The following is a 15892-nucleotide window of genomic DNA, read 5'->3' as shown; positions in this document are numbered from 1 at the left end:
ACTGGAATTCGATCGCGGCGTAAGGTTGGACCGGTCGCATAAGGCGACGCTATACGCGATAATCTGAGTATATCCCAGTATGCGATTTGGGGAAATGGAGGATTTGGCGCAACTTTTGCATTCCTTCGCGCCAGAGGCTGCAAGACGTCTTATACAGGCTGCTTGTCGCTCTGTTTCGGCCTGTAAATCGATGGCCTCATTCGGCTCTTCGGGAGCGGTCTGCGCAGTAATACGTTGAGCAGCGCCGGACCGTTGAAAGGAATGAACGGCCACATATAAGGCGTGTTGTACGAACGGATCATGACCAGGGAGATAAGCATGATCGCGGCGCAGGCGGCAAACCCGGGCAGCTGGAACATAAAGACGGCGAGGAGCAGCACAAGCCGCACGATGCGATTCGCGAGACCAAGTTCATAGCTGGGCGTCGCAAAGGTTCCGATCGCAGCCACCGCCATGTACAAAATGACTTCGTTGATAAACAACCCCGTTTTGACGGCGATATCCCCGATCAAAATTGCCGACACCAGCGACATGGCGGTTACGAGCGGCGTCGGCGTATGAACCGCGGCCAGGCGCATGAGGTCGACGCCGATCTCGACGAGCAGAAACTGCAGAATGAGCGGCAAATCGCCTGTTTTGTCCGCGCCGAGGAACCATAGCCATGAAGGGCGAAGCTCCGGCGATTCTGCGTACATGTACCACAGCGGCATGAGGAACATGGAGGACAGCAATCCGAAAAAACGGATCCAGCGCAAATACGTTCCGATGAACGGACTTTGACGGTTCTCTTCCGCATGCTGGATCAAGTCGAAGTACGTGGTCGGCAGCATCATAACGCTTGGCGACGTATCGACGAGCACGGTCACGCTCCCGTCGAGCAGGTGCGATGCGACGACGTCCGGACGCTCGGAGTACCGCACTAGCGGGAACGGATTCCATCCCGTCTTGACCGTGACCTCTTCGAGCTGCTTGTCCGCGAGCGGAATGCCGTCGATTTTGACCGATTTAATCTTATCCCTTACCGATTCGACGAGCTTGGTGTCCGCAACGTCGTCGATGTATACGATCGCGACGTCCGTTTGCGTGCGCTCGCCGACCTTCGTAATCTCAAAGCGCAGCTTCGGATCGCGCAGCCGGCGACGAATCAACCCGACATTCGTCAGCAAGCTTTCGGTAAAGCCGTCTTTACTTCCTCGAACCACCTTTTCGAGCTCGGGCTGCTCCGGCTGCCGTCCAGGATATTGCCTGACGTCCATCAGCAGGACCCGCGGCTCGCCGTCCACATAAAACGCGGCATTCCCCACGAGCACGTCGTTCACCATTTCGGTAAACGAGTCGACCTCGCGGATTTGAATCGACGGCATGTAATATTTCAAGAAACTTTCCAGGGCGTCATGGCTGACGCTTTCGGGCGTCAGATAGGAGAGCCGTTTTAATACTTCGGTCAGAGCGGTGTCTTTCGCGAAGCTGCTTAAAAACAACAGCCCCGTACGACATCCGCTAAAGGTCATTTCCCTTATTTGCACATCGAAGGAAGCCGACATGCCCAACGTCTTCTTTACCTTTTCCAGCCAATCGTCCATCTCGGCCGGCATGATATCCTCAGGCTTCTTTTCGGTATCGGTCCGTTTAGCTTGCTTTTCGTTCCGCTCCTCGTCGTGCCTGACAAACTTCTCCTTGCCCGTGCGCCTCTTCCGTTCCGGATCGGCAGGTATCAAGGGCCGAATCGACGGTATTCCCTCTTCTTTCGTATCAGCATTCAAGCGAGGGCCGCCTTCCTTGTTCAGCTCCATGCTTCCGTGTTCCGTCATATCCATGCTTGCCCCTCCTGTCATTCATGCATCGGTTGGAACAACAGCCAATCCGCCAGCGAACCCGCCACTTTTCCGAGCACCATCGCGATCAGCAGCGCGAACAGATAAGGCCCGAGCCGCAGCCGCTTGGCGACGATCGGTATGACATTCAGCACCTCGGTCAGCGCCGCTGCCAGCATCCCGACGAAGATCCCCTGGAAAATCGCCGGTACGAGCAGCCATCCTTTCCCAAGGGACATCCGCCAGTCGAATAGGTCGGCACAGTTAAAGCCGATCACGCCTGCGAGCAGCGCGGATTCGAATACCGCCGAACGCCTGTAGGCGCGGGTCAGCTGCACTAGCCTCGGCACGAGGTCCAGTACGATTAGCAGCGCAACGAAGGCGCTCCCGACCGCGAAGCCGCCCGATAGTCCGACGATCGCGACGAGCGCTTCGCCGCCAAGCTCACGCATCCGGTCCCGCCTCCCGCTCTCTGGCTTTGGCATACTCCTCCGTGATGACGTAGTGGTTCACGTTTTCCTGATACATGAACATCTCGACCTCCAGCGGATTCGGTTCGTCGTTCAGCCGTTTACGGAAGACGCGGTTGAAAAAGATCAGCATGCCGAGGCCGACACCGAGCGAATACGGAATTTCGAACAACAAGGCATGACGGTCCGGACGGCCCGTAAGCAGCTCGATGATACGCCGCTGGACGACCGGCATGTCCACGTCCGCATGAAAGTTCATGATGGCCATGCCCGAACCGAAAAACAGCAGCAGCCAAGCGGCGACAAGCAGCGTATATCTTGGCTTCACCTTGCCCTCGGGCGTCGTTTCGAGCAATACGTGCGGCTCTCCGAATGTTTCGACCGTCAGATCGGGGTCGAAGCGTCGAATCAATCTTACAATCTGAAGCATGTCGATCATCAGCAAATTGCCGTCTTCTGGGCGCATTTTCCAAACGATTAATTCCTGAATCCGATCTTCGTAACGGCGATCGGTCTCGATGGACGCAATGTCTCCCAGCTTGACGACAGCGCCAGGTCTCACGTCGACGCGCCTTCGCAGGCGCAAATATACGGTTCCAGCCTTCAACCGCCGCACCTCCAGCGATCGTTTCCCTGTAGTATGAAGCAACGCCAGGCATCCCATCCGATCCCAATGTAAAAAAAGACCGTGCATCCCGTAATCCGGGCACACGGTCTTGTCTTTCAATTCGCGCTCGCGTTGCTGAAACGCAGGATCATTGAGCAATTTGCTCCTTAATGCTTTGCAATATTTTCTTCTCGAGGCGGCTTACCTGCACTTGCGAGATGCCCAGCCGGCCGGCGACCTCGGATTGCGTCTGATCGCGGAAATACCGCAGGTAAACGATTAGCCGCTCTCGTTCGGACAAAGCTTGAATGGCCTGTGTCAATGCAAGCTTGTCGAACCACTTCTCCTGCGCGTCGTCCGAGATCTGGTCCATCAGCGTGATCGGGTCGCCGTCGTTCTCGAACACGGTCTCGTGTATGGAGGTCGGCGGCTTGTTAGCCTCCTGGGCGAACACGATTTCTTCCGGCGTAACGCCCAGACGTTCGGCGACCTCGCCGATGGTCGGCTGCCTCCCGAGCACCTTGGACAGCTCGTCCTTCGTTTTTCGCACCTTGCCCGCCATTTCCTTCAGCGACCGGCTGACCTTAAGCGTACCGTCGTCTCTCAAAAAGCGCTGGATCTCGCCGATGATCATCGGCACCGCATAAGTAGAAAACTTGACCTCGTAAGAGAGATCGAACTTGTCCACCGACTTCAGCAGTCCGATACAGCCGATCTGGAACAAATCATCCGGGTCGTACCCGCGGCCGGCGAAGCGCTGCACGACTGACCAGACGAGTCTGATGTTGCTCGACACCAACGTGTCGCGTGCTGCCGAATCGCCCGATTGACTAAGCGCAATGAGCCTTTTGACCTCCGCATCTTCAAGATAACCCGGCGGCGAAGATCGTTTCCATTCGATATCCATGCCCCCAACCCCTGCCGCGGTATTAGTTGAACAATGCTTTTTTAGACTCGATGCGCTTCTTCATTCTGAGGCTCGTCCCTTGCCGAGGCGCGCTTGTCGCCTCGAACTCGTCCATGAAATTCTCCATAATCGTGAAGCCCATGCCCGAGCGCTCCAGCTCCGGCCTTGAAGTGAACAATGGTTGACGCGCGATATCGAGGTCTTCGATGCCGCGGCCTTCGTCCCGAATCATAATCGAGATCGTATCGCCCGCTATCTCTACCTCGAGATGGACGGTTCCAGTAGGATCGTTATCGTATCCGTGGATGATGGAGTTGGTGACGGCTTCGGATACGACCGTTTTGATATCGTTGATCTGTTCCATCGTCGGATCGAGCTGCGATACGAAAGCGGCGACGGCGACCCGCGCGAAAGCTTCGTTTTCCGATCTTGCGGCAAAGGAGAGTTTCATATGGTTGTCGATGCTCATGATACGACCTCCAGACCGGCCAGCGCCGAGCGTTCATTGTCATAGAACGATAGAATCTTAAACAAGCCTGACAGCTCGAACAGACGCTTGACGTTGTCGTGCGCATCGCAGACGACCATCCGGCCGCCGCGTCCTTTTACGAGCTTGTAGCGCCCCAGGACGACGCCGAGTCCCGAGCTGTCCATGAACTGCAGATCTCTCAGGCTGAGCACGACATGGTCGCACCTGCCGCGCAGTATCGCGTCCTCCATCTTGAAGCGGACGATATCCGCCGTATGATGGTCCAATTCCCCTCTCAAGCGAACGATGAGCACGTTGCGCTGTTGCTCCAGTTCCACCTGCAAACTCATTTCCGATTCTCCTCTCATGCGCCCTCAAGTTTATGGTAGATGCATATCTTTCTACGAGCCGCTTCCTCATTCCTGCTCTCCGACAAAACTAGAAGAAGCCTACAAAAAGACGACAAAATACGCAAAGCAGCGGAGACGATTTTTCGTCCCGCCGCCTTGCGTAAGCTCATTTTCCGCCTAAAAACAACTTGCCCGTAGAGCGCTTGAGCAGCGTCCAATATCCCGCCTTATCCACGTGCTGCGGCGCTTCGATCGGAAACTCCGCGATCACTTCGTTGCCCCGATACACGATCAGCTTGCCGACCTGCTGACCGGCGGTTACCGGCGCCGTAACCTTGTCTTGAATCGCCAGCTCGTGACGGATTTCCTTGCCGCCCTCGCCCTTGCGAACGAGCACGCTGTAAGAATGCTTCGCCGTCAAAGGCAGCTCGGCGGATTCGCCTTTTTCGATCTTAAGCTTGCCGATCGTATCGCCGGCCTTGTAGATTTGTACGTTCGAATATTGCGAAAACGCATAATCCAGCAGCTTCGAAACTTCCGCGTTTCGCGTCTTCGTGTTGGGCTCTCCCATCACGACGACGATCATACGGAGATTGTCCCGCTTCGCCGTGGCGGACAAGCAAAACTTCGCTTCGCTCGTAAATCCGGTTTTCAGGCCGTCCGCACCCGGATAAAAACGCACGAGCTTGTTCGTATTGACGAGCCAAAACGGCTTTTCCTTGTCCTTACGAAGGTAATCCTGATAGGCCCCCGTGTACTTGGTAATCTCCGGATGCTTCAGCAGCTCCCTCGACATTACCGCGATATCGTGAGCCGACGACACATGTCCCGCTGCCGGCAGACCGTTGCAATTCGCAAATCGCGTATCCTTCATGCCAAGCTCTTCCGCGCGCTTGTTCATCATTTTCACGAACTCTTCTTCGCTACCGGCCAATTTTTCAGCCAGCGCGACCGATGCGTCGTTGCCGGATGCCATCGCTACGCCCTTAAGCATGTCGTTCACCGTCATCTGCTCGCCCGGCTCAAGGAATATTTGCGATCCGCCCATCGACGCCGCGTATTCGCTTGTCGACACCTGGTCCGTCAGCTTGATCCGATCATCGTCGATCGCTTCCATAACGAGCAGCATCGTCATGATTTTGGTGATGCTTGCCGGCGGTAATGCCGAATGGCTGTTCTTTTCGTAGACAACGGTACCGCTGTCCGCGTCCATCAGTACGGCTGAACGTGCATTCGCGGCAAGGTCTGTTTGAGGACCGCTTGACTGCGGGCTCGCGCTTTCCTTCGCCCAAGCCGATGCGGGGATCAGCAGTGAAGCAGCGATACTAAGCGTCAACGCCCGTCCCCAAGGACGTCTGTGATGTTTATGTTGCTGGTGGCTCAAGAATGATGTCCCTCCTGCCGGCCGGCCAAGTCGCCGCCCTGGAATCGTCTTGAGAACTAGTGTGCCCGCAGCATATGCATCATATTCCAAGTTGTGGAGGTGGGCCGAAAGTCATCTTGAATAGTTTGGAGAAATAATCGGAAGGGCGGGAAAAGGGGTGGAATTTTTTGGTGGACTCACGGTGATATATAGCGTTGCAACACGTTTCAAGGCTTATCCCTTTCGCTCAACAGCTTAACACTTTCGTTTTTCCTCATGTTTAACAACGTTATACGTGCGTGTTTATATCTCCTTTATACCCTCGCTCAATAAGAGTGCTGAGTTGACACCTTTGACGACGATTAATATCGTTTAGTGCTTATATCGAAATGATCGTTTAAACTTTTTTAGTAACGAGGAGTATACGCTGCCGCCAAAACGAATGTGACAATTCAGGGGTTCTACGCCGCTCTGTAAGACGATAAGTGCCGGCGCTTTCGCTGCGTCAATTCACGATAAGTTATGGATTTTAGCGAGCTGCATGAGAGCAGTAGATGGTCCATCATCAGCATTCTGCTGCTCGAGAAATTGAACACAAATGTTTGATGGTTTAAATAAGCTTGCAGATGCTTGGGTCCTAATCCTTGGAGGACGTGATCGAACCAATGCATGACATGCATCAGGACGGCTGATAGCGGCTTATGACTCTTCATTCCGCGATAGGCGTAAGTATTCACTTTTTTAAATTCGATCTCTACGTGATGCTCTGAGAAAACATCATAAACATACCGTGTCAACAACCGCGATCGGCCGGCTAAATGCAAATCCATCTGCGCCATTTTAACAGCCACAATATCCTCGCCGTCTAGCTCGGCCCCGATCACGATGGGTTGATCCGTCGGTTCAGGGACCAAGCTCGAGAAACAACGCCAACCGTAGATGCCTCCCGTCACCGCAACAGATCCGCGCAGCTTCTGCTGCTCGGCTTCAATAGACAATGCATCCCGCAGCTTATGTCCGATCAGCCAAGCGGTCTTGTATGTCACGCCTAAAATTTCAGCCAACTCGACGGATGTGCTTTCTTCAGCAAGCCACTGCATGGCTCTAAACCAGTGACGTAACGGCGTTCGCGTTCCATGCATGACGGTCCCCGCTGTCACCGACGTCTGATGACGGCAAGAGGAACAAACGTACAATGGATTCTTGCGAGTCCGGATTACGGAGCAGTGTGAATAGCGACAAATCGGACAACGAAATCCATGGGGCCAACGCGCTTGACGAAGGGCATCGCTTCATTGCTCCTCCGTCCACGTCTCCCACGGACCATCCGGAAATACGGTTACGATCACGAAAGCACCTCCCAAAAACACGAACTCGTGTTCTTATTTTAATTGAAAGCCAGCTTAATTGTCAACGGAATCCAAAAATCTTGCTGAACGAAAGGTATAAGCCCCGAAACGCGTTTTGGGATATAATCAAGGAGCTGAAATCCATTATTTTCCACAATAAAAAAACACCTCTCCGACGGAAGAGGTGAGGTGCTTTGAAGTAAATTTGAGCGTTATTGTACGATCCCGTGGAGTAACGGCCTATGCGGGCCTTGCTCAGCCCCAAGCCGGTAGGCGGATAGAACGGACTGGACGGCGCTTGCGGCTCGCTCGTCGTCAGCGCGCACATAAAGCGTGGCGAGCAAATCTCCTTCGCGAACGAAGTCGCCGGGCTTGGCCGCAAGTTCGATTCCGACCGCATAGTCGATCACGTCGTCCTTGGTCGCACGTCCCGCGCCCAGTGTCATGGCAGCCAGGCCGATCGCTTCGGCTTCGATGCCCAGCACGTAGCCTTCTCCGGCAGCAGGTACAGGAAGATGAAGCGGCGCCTGGGGGAGCTTCGACAAATCCTCCGTGACGCCGGGATCTCCGCCCTGAGCCGTCACGAAGGCAGCGAACTTGCGAAGCGCTTCGCCGGAGGAGATGGCCGCCTCCAGCCTTTGGCGAGCAGCGTCGGTATCATCGGATACGCCGCCGAGGATTAGCATATGGCTGGCGAGCACGAGCGAGACTTCCCTCAGGTCTTCGGGTCCCTCGCCTCGCAGTACCTCGATCGCTTCGCGTACTTCAAGCGCGTTGCCGATCGTGCGGCCGAGCGGCTGGTCCATGTCGCTGATGACAGCTACGGTACGTCGGCCGACCTGGTTGCCGATGGCGACCATGGCGGTGGCCAGGATAGCGGCATCCTCAGGCGTCTTCATGAACGCCCCGTCCCCCGTTTTAACGTCCAGCAATATCGCATCCGCACCGGCCGCTATTTTTTTGCTCATGACGGAGCTCGCGATAAGCGGGATGGATTCGACCGTGGCAGTCACGTCGCGAAGCGCGTACAGCTTCTTGTCCGCGGGAGCGATATTGCCGCTTTGGCCGATGACCGCGACGCCGATCTCGTCCACCTGCGCGAAGAAGCCGTCGCGGCTAAGTTCCGTCCGGAAACCCGGGATCGATTCGAGCTTGTCGATCGTGCCGCCCGTATGGCCGAGACCTCTGCCGCTCATCTTAGCGACCGGCACGCCGCAAGCCGCGACGAGGGGAGCGACGATCAACGTCGTCTTGTCGCCCACGCCGCCCGTGCTGTGCTTGTCCACTTTAATGCCGGCGATCGACGAGAGATCCACGGTATCTCCGGAGTTTGCCATCGCAAGGGTCAAGGCGGCAGTCTCTTTATCTGTCATGCCCATATAACAGACTGCCATGGACCATGCCGAAATTTGATAGTCGGGTATCGTGCCGTCTACGAGGCCCTTGATCAAAAAGCCGATCTCGTCCTCGCTTAATTCGCCGCCAAACCGTTTTTTGCGAATGATGTCTACGGCTCTCATGGTCGCAGCGTCCTCCTTAACAGGGTTGCCTTAGGTTACGTCTACAACTTCGGTAGCAATGCGAGTACGAGCCTGATAAACTGCTGCTTGACGCGTTCCGTCGTCTCCATGACTTCTTCGTGGGACAACGGCTGATCTAGTATGCCTGCCGCCATATTGCTGATACAGGAAATGCCGATTACCTCGAGCCCCGAATGACGCGCGACCAGAACCTCCGACACGGTCGACATGCCGACGGCATCGGCTCCGATGACCCGGAGCATCCGAATCTCGGCCGGGGTCTCGTAATTCGGGCCGAGCAGTCCGGCGTAAACGCCTTCCCGCACCGGAATGCCAAGTTCGGCAGCCGTTTCTTTGGCGATCTGACGCAATCTGCGCGTGTAGGCATCGGACATATCGGGGAAACGGACGCCGAGCGCATTGTCGTTCGGACCGACCAGCGGGTTCCGTCCCGTCAGGTTCAGATGATCGGAAATGATCATCAGGTTGCCCGGCTCGTAAGCCAAGTTTACCCCGCCTGCCGCATTAGTCACGAACAGCGTCTTGATGCCCAGCAGTTTCATGACGCGCACGGGCAGCGCCGTGCGCTCGGGCTCGTAGCCTTCGTACATATGAAAACGCCCGCGCATCAGTGCGACCGGACGCCCCTGGAGCCGCCCGACGACAAGCTCGCCAGCATGTCCTTCAACGGTCGATACGGGGAAATGAGGAATATCCTCGTAAGGAATCGTCACTGCCTCTTCCATTTCGTCGCCGATGACGCCGAGTCCGGATCCGAGAATGAGACCGACTTCCGGACGCAAGTCCGTACGCTCGGAGATATACGCCGCTGCTTCTTCAATGATGTTGATGGTGGGATAAACCAATGGAAACCGCTCCTTAGACTCGAATGAAATATTAAATCAGCTTGTCGAGAAAGCTGGTGCCGTGCGCAGTCTTCGAAACGCCGAAGTTGTCGGCGATCGTCGCCGCAAGATCGGCGTACGTCGCCAGCGTGCCCAGATTGCCGGGTTGCTGCAGCGAAGGTCCGTACGCGAGGATCGGCACGTATTCCCGGGTATGGTCGGTTCCCGGATGGACGGGATCGTTGCCGTGGTCAGCCGTGATGACGATGAGGTCATCGGGGCCAAGTCGCTGAAGCAGCGCGGGCAGGGCTTCGTCGAACGCTTCGAGCGCGCGGGCATAACCCGCCACGTCGCGACGATGACCGTAAAGCGAATCGAAATCGACGAGATTCGTAAACAGCAAGCCTTCAAATCGGCTTTCGAGTTGGCGGATCGTCGTCTCGACACCGTCCTGGTTGCTTTTCGTCGGAATCGACTTCGTGATGCCTTCGCCGCAAAAAATATCGTTAATCTTGCCGACGGCGATCACGTCTTTGCCCGCCTTCTTGAGCGCATTCAGCACGGTCGGTTCCGGAGGCTTGACTGCATAGTCATGCCTGTTCGACGTGCGCTGGATGCTGCCTGGCTTGCCGACGTAAGGCCTGGCGATCACACGGCCGACGGAATATTCGTCTTTGTTGGTCAGCCTGCGGGCAATACGGCAAGCCTCGTAGAGCTCCTCCAGAGGAATGACATCCTCATGCGCAGCGATTTGGAATACGCTGTCCGCCGACGTGTAAACGATCCAGGACCCGCTGCGCATTTGTTCCGCGCCAAGCTCGTCCAAAATCTCCGTGCCCGAAGCAGGCTTGTTGCCGATGACGCTGCGTCCGGTTTCCTTCTCGAAAGCCTCGATCAGCCCTCTAGGAAATCCGTTCGGGAACGTTCGAAAGGGCTTCTGGATTTTCAGCCCCATCAACTCCCAATGCCCGGTCATCGTATCCTTGCCGATCGACACCTCCGCCATTTTGCCATAATAGGCCCCGGGGGCGTCTTCCGGCTGCCAATCGCCGAGCGGAGCGATATTGCCAAGACCTAGGCGCCTCAGGTTCGGCAGCGACAATCCGGTCGGTCCCTCCGCGATATGCCCTAAGGTGTGCGATCCCGCGTCGCCGTAGTCGGCCGCGTCGGGAAGTTCGCCGATGCCGACACTGTCGAGCACGATGACGGCCATTCTTCTAAAAGGCATGCTTGATGTCCTCCCTCGTACTCCGTAGTTCGTTTACTCTTCCTCGTCTCTCTGCCCGCCGCGGGTGCGGGGGTGGAAACTGTCGTACACGTCTCTAAGCTTAGCCTTGCTTGAAGGCTGGTACACCTGTGTCGCCGTCAAATCCGCGTGCCCAAGCATCTCCTGGACCGAACGCAGATCGGCGCCGTTGTCGACGAGATGATAGGCAAAGGAATGCCTGAGCGTATGCGGGGTCACTTCGGTGCTGACGCCGGCCGATGCCGCATGCTTTTTGATCAGCTTCCAGAAGCCTTGCCTGGTCATCCGGCTGCCCAAATGGCTGATGAACAAGGCATTTTCTACCGCGGCGTCGCGCAGCAGCCTTGGTCTGGCTTCCTGCAAGTATTTTATCATCCAATCGCGGCACATGGAACTGATCGGGATCATTCGTTCCCTTCCGCCCGTTCCGCGGCAGGCCAAAAGACGGAGATCGGTCCGCACGTCCGCGACGTCCAGGTTCGTAAGTTCGGTGACGCGCATGCCCGTCGCATACAGCGTCTCGAGCATCGCGCGGTCCCGGACGCCGGCCTCGTCGCTCAGGTCCGGCGCTTCAAGCAGCCGTTCAACGTCGGATAAAGAGAGAGCGCGCGGGGATCTTCGCTCCGCTTTGGGGGCCGCCAGGCGCAATGCAGGATTAGCCGCCGTCAACCCGGTCTCGAGCGCAAATTGAAAAAAGGCCTTAAAAGAGACGATCCTTCGAGAGATCGTTGCGTTCGTTCTTCCCTGTTCCTTGAGCCGGTTCAAATAAGCGGACAAGTGAAAGGGCTTGATGTCCGCCGTCCTAACGATATCGTCATGCGCCTGCAGCTCGCGCGCAAGATCTTCCAGATCGCGGCGGTACCCGTCCAGCGAGTTGGCGGCCAGATGTCTCGTCGCCTTCAGGTGAGACAGAAACGGATTGATGTCCTGGTTCATGGGGCAGTTTCCTTCCTCGTTTGCCTATACCGCTTAATTCCACGTCCGCCGCCGCGAATCCTGCCCCGCCGTTATTCTCCCAGCCAGTAAAACAGCCGCAGCCTGTCCGCTTGGGACGAAGGGCCGCTATCCGAACCGTCGGCGCCGAACACTTTTTCGGCCCGCCCTTCGGGCACGCGATACGGATCGAGAGGCGACAAGGCTGTCTGCAGCCAGCCGTAAGCGTAATGAGAAGCTACCGTCAAAGACAAAAACAATAGCGTAAATTGCAAACGATCCCACCATTTGCCGATCGACCGATCCATACGAACGCCTCCTTCTTGCTCGTCCCTGTCTACAATCACCGTATGATCGACCGAGGACGATCATGCCCGGGCCAATGCCACGGTCGCTGCACCAACGGGCGCTATCGCCCGTAAACTGCTCGCGAACGATTAACGGCGAATAGCCGTCCGGGGGCGAACGTGTCATGAAGGAGACGATCCGCAAGCTCGCACGGCAGTTTAAAGCCGGCCGCAAAACGGCTGGCCGAACGACGAGAAACGTCATTGTGCTCAAAAACAAAAAGGGCTATGACGACTGCATCAGGCACCTGAAGGCCGCGGGCATTCGTCCCGTCAAAACCGTGCGACGTTGCCGCTTGATCGGCTGCGAGGCGCCTCGCAACGTCGACTGGACGTCATTAAAACGACATCCCAGCGTTGCCTATATCGAAAAGGACCGCCTCGTCAAGGCGCACGGCAAACCCGTTAAATCGGGGCCAAGCCGCGGAAAGCAGACGAATAGAAGCTGTCGAATCGATCCTGCTAAAATCCCTTGGAACATCGCCCGCATCGAAGCGCCGCCGGTTTGGAAGCGGACGCTGGGCAGATGCGCGAAACTCGCCGTCGTCGATACGGGCATCGGTCCCAATCCCGATTTATCCGTAGCCGGAGGCGTCAATACGATTAACGGCGGTTCGTTCAAGGACAACAACGGACACGGCACGCACGTCGCCGGAATCGCCGCGGCTACCGGACGCAAGCGATTATATGGCGCTGCGCCCAAGGTTCGGCTATATGCCGTCAAGGCGCTCGACGAATTCGGCTTCGGCTTTGTCTCCGATATCGCCGAGGGTATCGACTGGTGCGTCAAAAACCGCATGGACGTGATCAATATGAGCTTCGGCCTGGCGGGAGAAAGCCGCGTCCTTCGGGAAGCCGTCGCTCGCGCAAGGCGCAAGGGCATCGTCATGACCGCATCCAGCGGCAACGACGGCCCGAACAACGCCCGCATCGACGCGCCTGCGAGATACGCCGGCGTGCTTGGCATCGCCGCCACGACGAGGCGTAATCGCGTGGCATCGTTCTCAAGCCGAGGGAGAGGGATCGCGCTGTCCGCGCCGGGCGTAGACATCTTGTCGACCGCCCCGGGACACGGCTACGTGCGCATGAGCGGCACCTCCATGTCCTCGCCGCACGTTGCCGGCGGCGCGGCGCTGCTGCGCTCGCTGGCACCGGGCAAGCCGGCCGCCTGTATCGCGCGCAAGCTCGTTGCGAACGCCAAGCCGCTGCCGGGCGGCCGCCGGGCGGTGGGCGCCGGCCTGCTCCAGGTCGCGCCGGCGGCCGAGGCGCTCCGTCCCGGGCGCTGCCGCCCTTCCTGTGCGGGCAGCCGCTTGCGCGTCAAGCGTAGACGCAGAGGCTGATGCTGACGATGACGCAACAAGCGCGCGAGGTTCGCTTATAATCGCGCGTGTAAAATGACGAAAAAATCCCCGAGCCCTGTTGCGGCTTGGGGATTTTTGCATAGGCGTGTAAAGGCTCAGAGCAGCGACTCGATCTCTTCGGCCATCGTCTCGGGTGTTTCCTTGGGCTCGAAACGCTTGGCGACGCGTCCTTCGCGGTCGATGACGAACTTTGTGAAGTTCCAGGCGATATCAGCCCCGCCCGTCTCGCCCTTTAAGTATTTGAACAGCGGCAGCGCTTCGTCGCCGTTGACGTCAGCCTTGGCGAAAAGCGGGAACGTCACGCCGTAATTCAGCTTGCAGAAGCTCTCGACTTCCTCTTCCGTACCGGGCTCCTGCTCCGCGAATTGGTTGCAAGGAAAACCGAGGACGACAAGGCCTTGGTCCCCGTATTTCTCGTAAAGTGCCTGCAGTCCTTCGTATTGCGGAGTCAGGCCGCACTTGCTGGCGGTATTGGCGATGACGAGAACCTTGCCTTGGTATTCGGACAGGTCGACTTGTTCGCCCCGGATGGAAGGCGCTTTGAATTCGTATACGGACATCGTTTATTCCCCTCTCTTATCGGCGGCTCCGACAGGCTGCAGCGCAGTCATCAGCTCGCTCATTTGACTGCGGATCTTTAACAGCATCTCGACGTTCACGCCCGACTGGCAAAATACCTTTTCCGGCACTTCCAACGCCTTTTCCCTAAGCGCCACGCCCGCTGCCGATAACCGGATCAGCAGTTGACGCTCGTCGCCCGAATCCCGCGAACGGGTAAGGAGACCTTGCGCTTCAAGCTTCTTGAGCAGAGGCGTCAGCGTGCCCGAATCCAGGAACAAGCGCTCGCCGAGCTCCTTAACGCTCACGGAGTCCCGCTCCCACAGCGCCAGCATGGCAATATACTGCGTATAGGTCAAGCCCAGCTCCTTGAGAACGGGCTGATACAGCCTCGTGATCTCTTTGGCGCAGGCGTAGACGGCAAAGCAAGTTTGGTTTTCCAGCTTCAACGCTTCTTCGGAAGACATGGAACCTCCTCTCCTTTCTACGGTCAACGATCGTGATCGCATATCATCAGCACGCACAATTAAATTGCCTGCAATCGAATCAAATCCAATATTATATTTACGGCTGTCCCGTGTCAATGACTTGACTTTTTATTTTAATTGCATACAATTTAATTTGACGAGATTAAAAGAAGGAGGAATTCCCCATGTCGATATACGATATTGAAGTCTCCGACGCGCGGGGCACGATGCACCCCCTTTCCGAGTACAAAGGCCAAGTGCTGCTGATCGTGAACACGGCGACCAAGTGCGGCTTCGCTCCTCAGTTCAAGGGCCTTCAGAAGCTTTACGATAAGTACAAGGACGAGGGATTTGCCGTACTCGGGTTCCCGAGCAATCAATTCGCCAACCAGGAACCGCTCGAGGACGAGGCCATTGCGCAAGCGTGCGAGCTTAACCATGGCGTGAACTTCCCGCTCTATGCGAAAATCGACGTCAAAGGCAATGACGCGCATCCGCTCTTCAAGCATTTGACCCGCGAAGCGCCAGGCTTGCTCGGAACAAGAAAAATCAAATGGAATTTCACCAAGTTTCTCGTCGGCCGGGACGGCAAGGTCATTAAGCGCTACGCGCCAACCGATACGCCCGAAAAAATCGAAGGCAGGATCCGCGATCTGCTTTAATAATAAGCGCTTAAACGCAAAGCCCCGGCATGGACCATGCCGGGGCTTTGCGTTAGCTTGCTATTTCATTTCAATAGCTATTCGAGCTATTCGTTATATGCCTGAGGCCGCCGCTTCCTCGGAGCTTTTCGACGCAGCTTCGTTCTTGGCTTGGCACTTGGCGCAGATGCCCTGGAAGTCCAGGCGATGGTCAAGAACATTAAAGCCGTATTCGCGCTCCAGCCGCTCCTCGAGCGGTGTCAGCCAATCCTCCATGATCTCGGTCATCGTCCCGCACTGCACGCATATCAGATGGTGATGATGGTGCTTGTTCGAATCGGTACGGAGATCGTAGCGCGCGACGCCGTCTCCAAAGTTCATTTTCTCGACGATATGCATCTCGCTGAGCAGTTCAAGCGTCCGGTATACCGTGGCAAGGCCGATCTCGGGCGCCTTGTCCTTCACAAGCATAAAAACGTCCTCGGCGCTGAGGTGGTCCTCTTCGTTCTCCAAAAGTACCCGGACCGTCGCTTCCCGCTGCGGGGTCAGCTTGTAGCCCTGCGATTGCAATTGCTGCTTCACTTTGTCAATACGGGCTTCCATGTCCTTCCCCCTCCGCCCCAAAACACACTTGTTTTCATTATA

General features: G+C 56.6%; 18 protein-coding genes and 1 pseudogene. 2 read left to right on the top strand and 17 right to left on the bottom strand.

Features of this window, described 5'->3' with window-relative positions:
• Window positions 1-149: 149 nt before the first annotated feature.
• The 14 genes and pseudogenes from ACFOTD_RS27820 to ACFOTD_RS27755 all read right to left on the bottom strand — a co-directional run bounded on the left by ACFOTD_RS27820 (window position 150) and on the right by ACFOTD_RS27755 (window position 12181).
• Window positions 150-1817 carry a spore germination protein gene (locus ACFOTD_RS27820; protein ID WP_378123213.1) on the bottom strand — a complete coding sequence of 556 codons (1668 nt, stop codon included), beginning with the start codon at window positions 1815-1817 and terminating at the stop codon, window positions 150-152.
• Window positions 1818-1831: 14 nt separating this feature from the next.
• A complete protein-coding gene (locus ACFOTD_RS27815) occupies window positions 1832-2266 on the bottom strand; it encodes a stage V sporulation protein AB (protein ID WP_378123212.1) in 435 nt (144 codons plus the stop codon).
• The gene (locus tag ACFOTD_RS27810) at window positions 2259-2900 is read right to left on the bottom strand and encodes a stage V sporulation protein AA (RefSeq protein ID WP_378123260.1); all 642 of its coding nucleotides are present in this window, start codon (window positions 2898-2900) and stop codon (window positions 2259-2261) included. The genes ACFOTD_RS27815 and ACFOTD_RS27810 overlap by 8 nt, the downstream gene beginning before the upstream one ends.
• Before the next feature lie 139 nt (window positions 2901-3039).
• A complete protein-coding gene (sigF, locus tag ACFOTD_RS27805; protein WP_378123211.1) occupies window positions 3040-3798 on the bottom strand; it encodes an RNA polymerase sporulation sigma factor SigF in 759 nt (252 codons plus the stop codon).
• Window positions 3799-3820: 22 nt separating this feature from the next.
• Window positions 3821-4267, bottom strand: coding sequence for an anti-sigma F factor (gene spoIIAB / locus ACFOTD_RS27800; RefSeq protein WP_378123210.1), 447 nt, complete (start codon window positions 4265-4267; stop codon window positions 3821-3823).
• Window positions 4264-4617, bottom strand: a complete 354-nt coding sequence (spoIIAA, locus tag ACFOTD_RS27795; protein WP_090112966.1) for an anti-sigma F factor antagonist — start codon at window positions 4615-4617, stop codon at window positions 4264-4266. The genes spoIIAB and spoIIAA overlap by 4 nt, the downstream gene beginning before the upstream one ends.
• 166 nt (window positions 4618-4783) lie before the next feature.
• A complete protein-coding gene (locus tag ACFOTD_RS27790) occupies window positions 4784-5926 on the bottom strand; it encodes a D-alanyl-D-alanine carboxypeptidase family protein (protein ID WP_378123259.1) in 1143 nt (380 codons plus the stop codon).
• 515 nt (window positions 5927-6441) lie between these two features.
• On the bottom strand, window positions 6442-7122 hold the full coding sequence (locus ACFOTD_RS27785; RefSeq protein WP_378123209.1) for a hypothetical protein: 681 nt from the start codon (window positions 7120-7122) through the stop codon (window positions 6442-6444).
• A gap of 36 nt (window positions 7123-7158) precedes the next feature.
• Window positions 7159-7257 (bottom strand): annotated as a pseudogene (locus tag ACFOTD_RS27780) (transposase); the annotation flags it as partial.
• A gap of 284 nt (window positions 7258-7541) precedes the next feature.
• Window positions 7542-8849, bottom strand: coding sequence for a pyrimidine-nucleoside phosphorylase (locus ACFOTD_RS27775; RefSeq protein ID WP_378123208.1), 1308 nt, complete (start codon window positions 8847-8849; stop codon window positions 7542-7544).
• Between the two features lie 41 nt (window positions 8850-8890).
• Window positions 8891-9715 (bottom strand): purine-nucleoside phosphorylase, encoded by an 825-nt coding sequence (locus ACFOTD_RS27770; protein ID WP_378123207.1) that lies wholly within the window; start codon window positions 9713-9715, stop codon window positions 8891-8893.
• A 31-nt stretch (window positions 9716-9746) separates the two neighbouring features.
• Window positions 9747-10922 (bottom strand): phosphopentomutase, encoded by a 1176-nt coding sequence (locus tag ACFOTD_RS27765; protein WP_378123206.1) that lies wholly within the window; start codon window positions 10920-10922, stop codon window positions 9747-9749.
• A 33-nt stretch (window positions 10923-10955) separates the two neighbouring features.
• Window positions 10956-11876, bottom strand: coding sequence for a site-specific tyrosine recombinase XerD (xerD, locus tag ACFOTD_RS27760; protein WP_378123205.1), 921 nt, complete (start codon window positions 11874-11876; stop codon window positions 10956-10958).
• Window positions 11877-11947: 71 nt separating this feature from the next.
• A complete protein-coding gene (locus ACFOTD_RS27755; protein WP_378123204.1) occupies window positions 11948-12181 on the bottom strand; it encodes a DUF4227 family protein in 234 nt (77 codons plus the stop codon).
• A 164-nt stretch (window positions 12182-12345) separates the two neighbouring features.
• Between ACFOTD_RS27755 and ACFOTD_RS27750 the strand changes: the two genes are divergently transcribed.
• Window positions 12346-13560 (top strand): S8 family peptidase, encoded by a 1215-nt coding sequence (locus ACFOTD_RS27750; RefSeq protein WP_378123203.1) that lies wholly within the window; start codon window positions 12346-12348, stop codon window positions 13558-13560.
• Between the two features lie 116 nt (window positions 13561-13676).
• Here ACFOTD_RS27750 and ACFOTD_RS27745 read toward each other — a convergent pair whose 3' ends face one another.
• Together ACFOTD_RS27745 and ACFOTD_RS27740 are read right to left on the bottom strand one after the other, a co-directional pair.
• A complete protein-coding gene (locus ACFOTD_RS27745) occupies window positions 13677-14141 on the bottom strand; it encodes a glutathione peroxidase (RefSeq protein ID WP_378123202.1) in 465 nt (154 codons plus the stop codon).
• 3 nt (window positions 14142-14144) lie between these two features.
• Entirely contained in the window at window positions 14145-14606 is a 462-nt protein-coding gene (locus ACFOTD_RS27740) for a MarR family winged helix-turn-helix transcriptional regulator (RefSeq protein WP_378123201.1), read from the bottom strand.
• Between the two features lie 185 nt (window positions 14607-14791).
• On the opposite strand from ACFOTD_RS27740, the gene ACFOTD_RS27735 reads away from it, so the two are divergent.
• On the top strand, window positions 14792-15268 hold the full coding sequence (locus ACFOTD_RS27735; protein ID WP_378123200.1) for a glutathione peroxidase: 477 nt from the start codon (window positions 14792-14794) through the stop codon (window positions 15266-15268).
• Between the two features lie 93 nt (window positions 15269-15361).
• On the opposite strand, the gene fur is transcribed toward ACFOTD_RS27735, so the two are convergent.
• Window positions 15362-15850, bottom strand: a complete 489-nt coding sequence (gene fur / locus ACFOTD_RS27730) for a ferric iron uptake transcriptional regulator (protein ID WP_378123199.1) — start codon at window positions 15848-15850, stop codon at window positions 15362-15364.
• Between the last annotated feature and the right edge of the window lie 42 nt (window positions 15851-15892).

The sequence above is a fragment of the Cohnella sp. GCM10012308 genome (genome assembly GCF_042649185.1).
Taxonomy (GTDB): Bacteria; Bacillota; Bacilli; order Paenibacillales; family Paenibacillaceae; genus Cohnella.
This window is presented reverse-complemented; position numbering and strand designations above follow the sequence as displayed.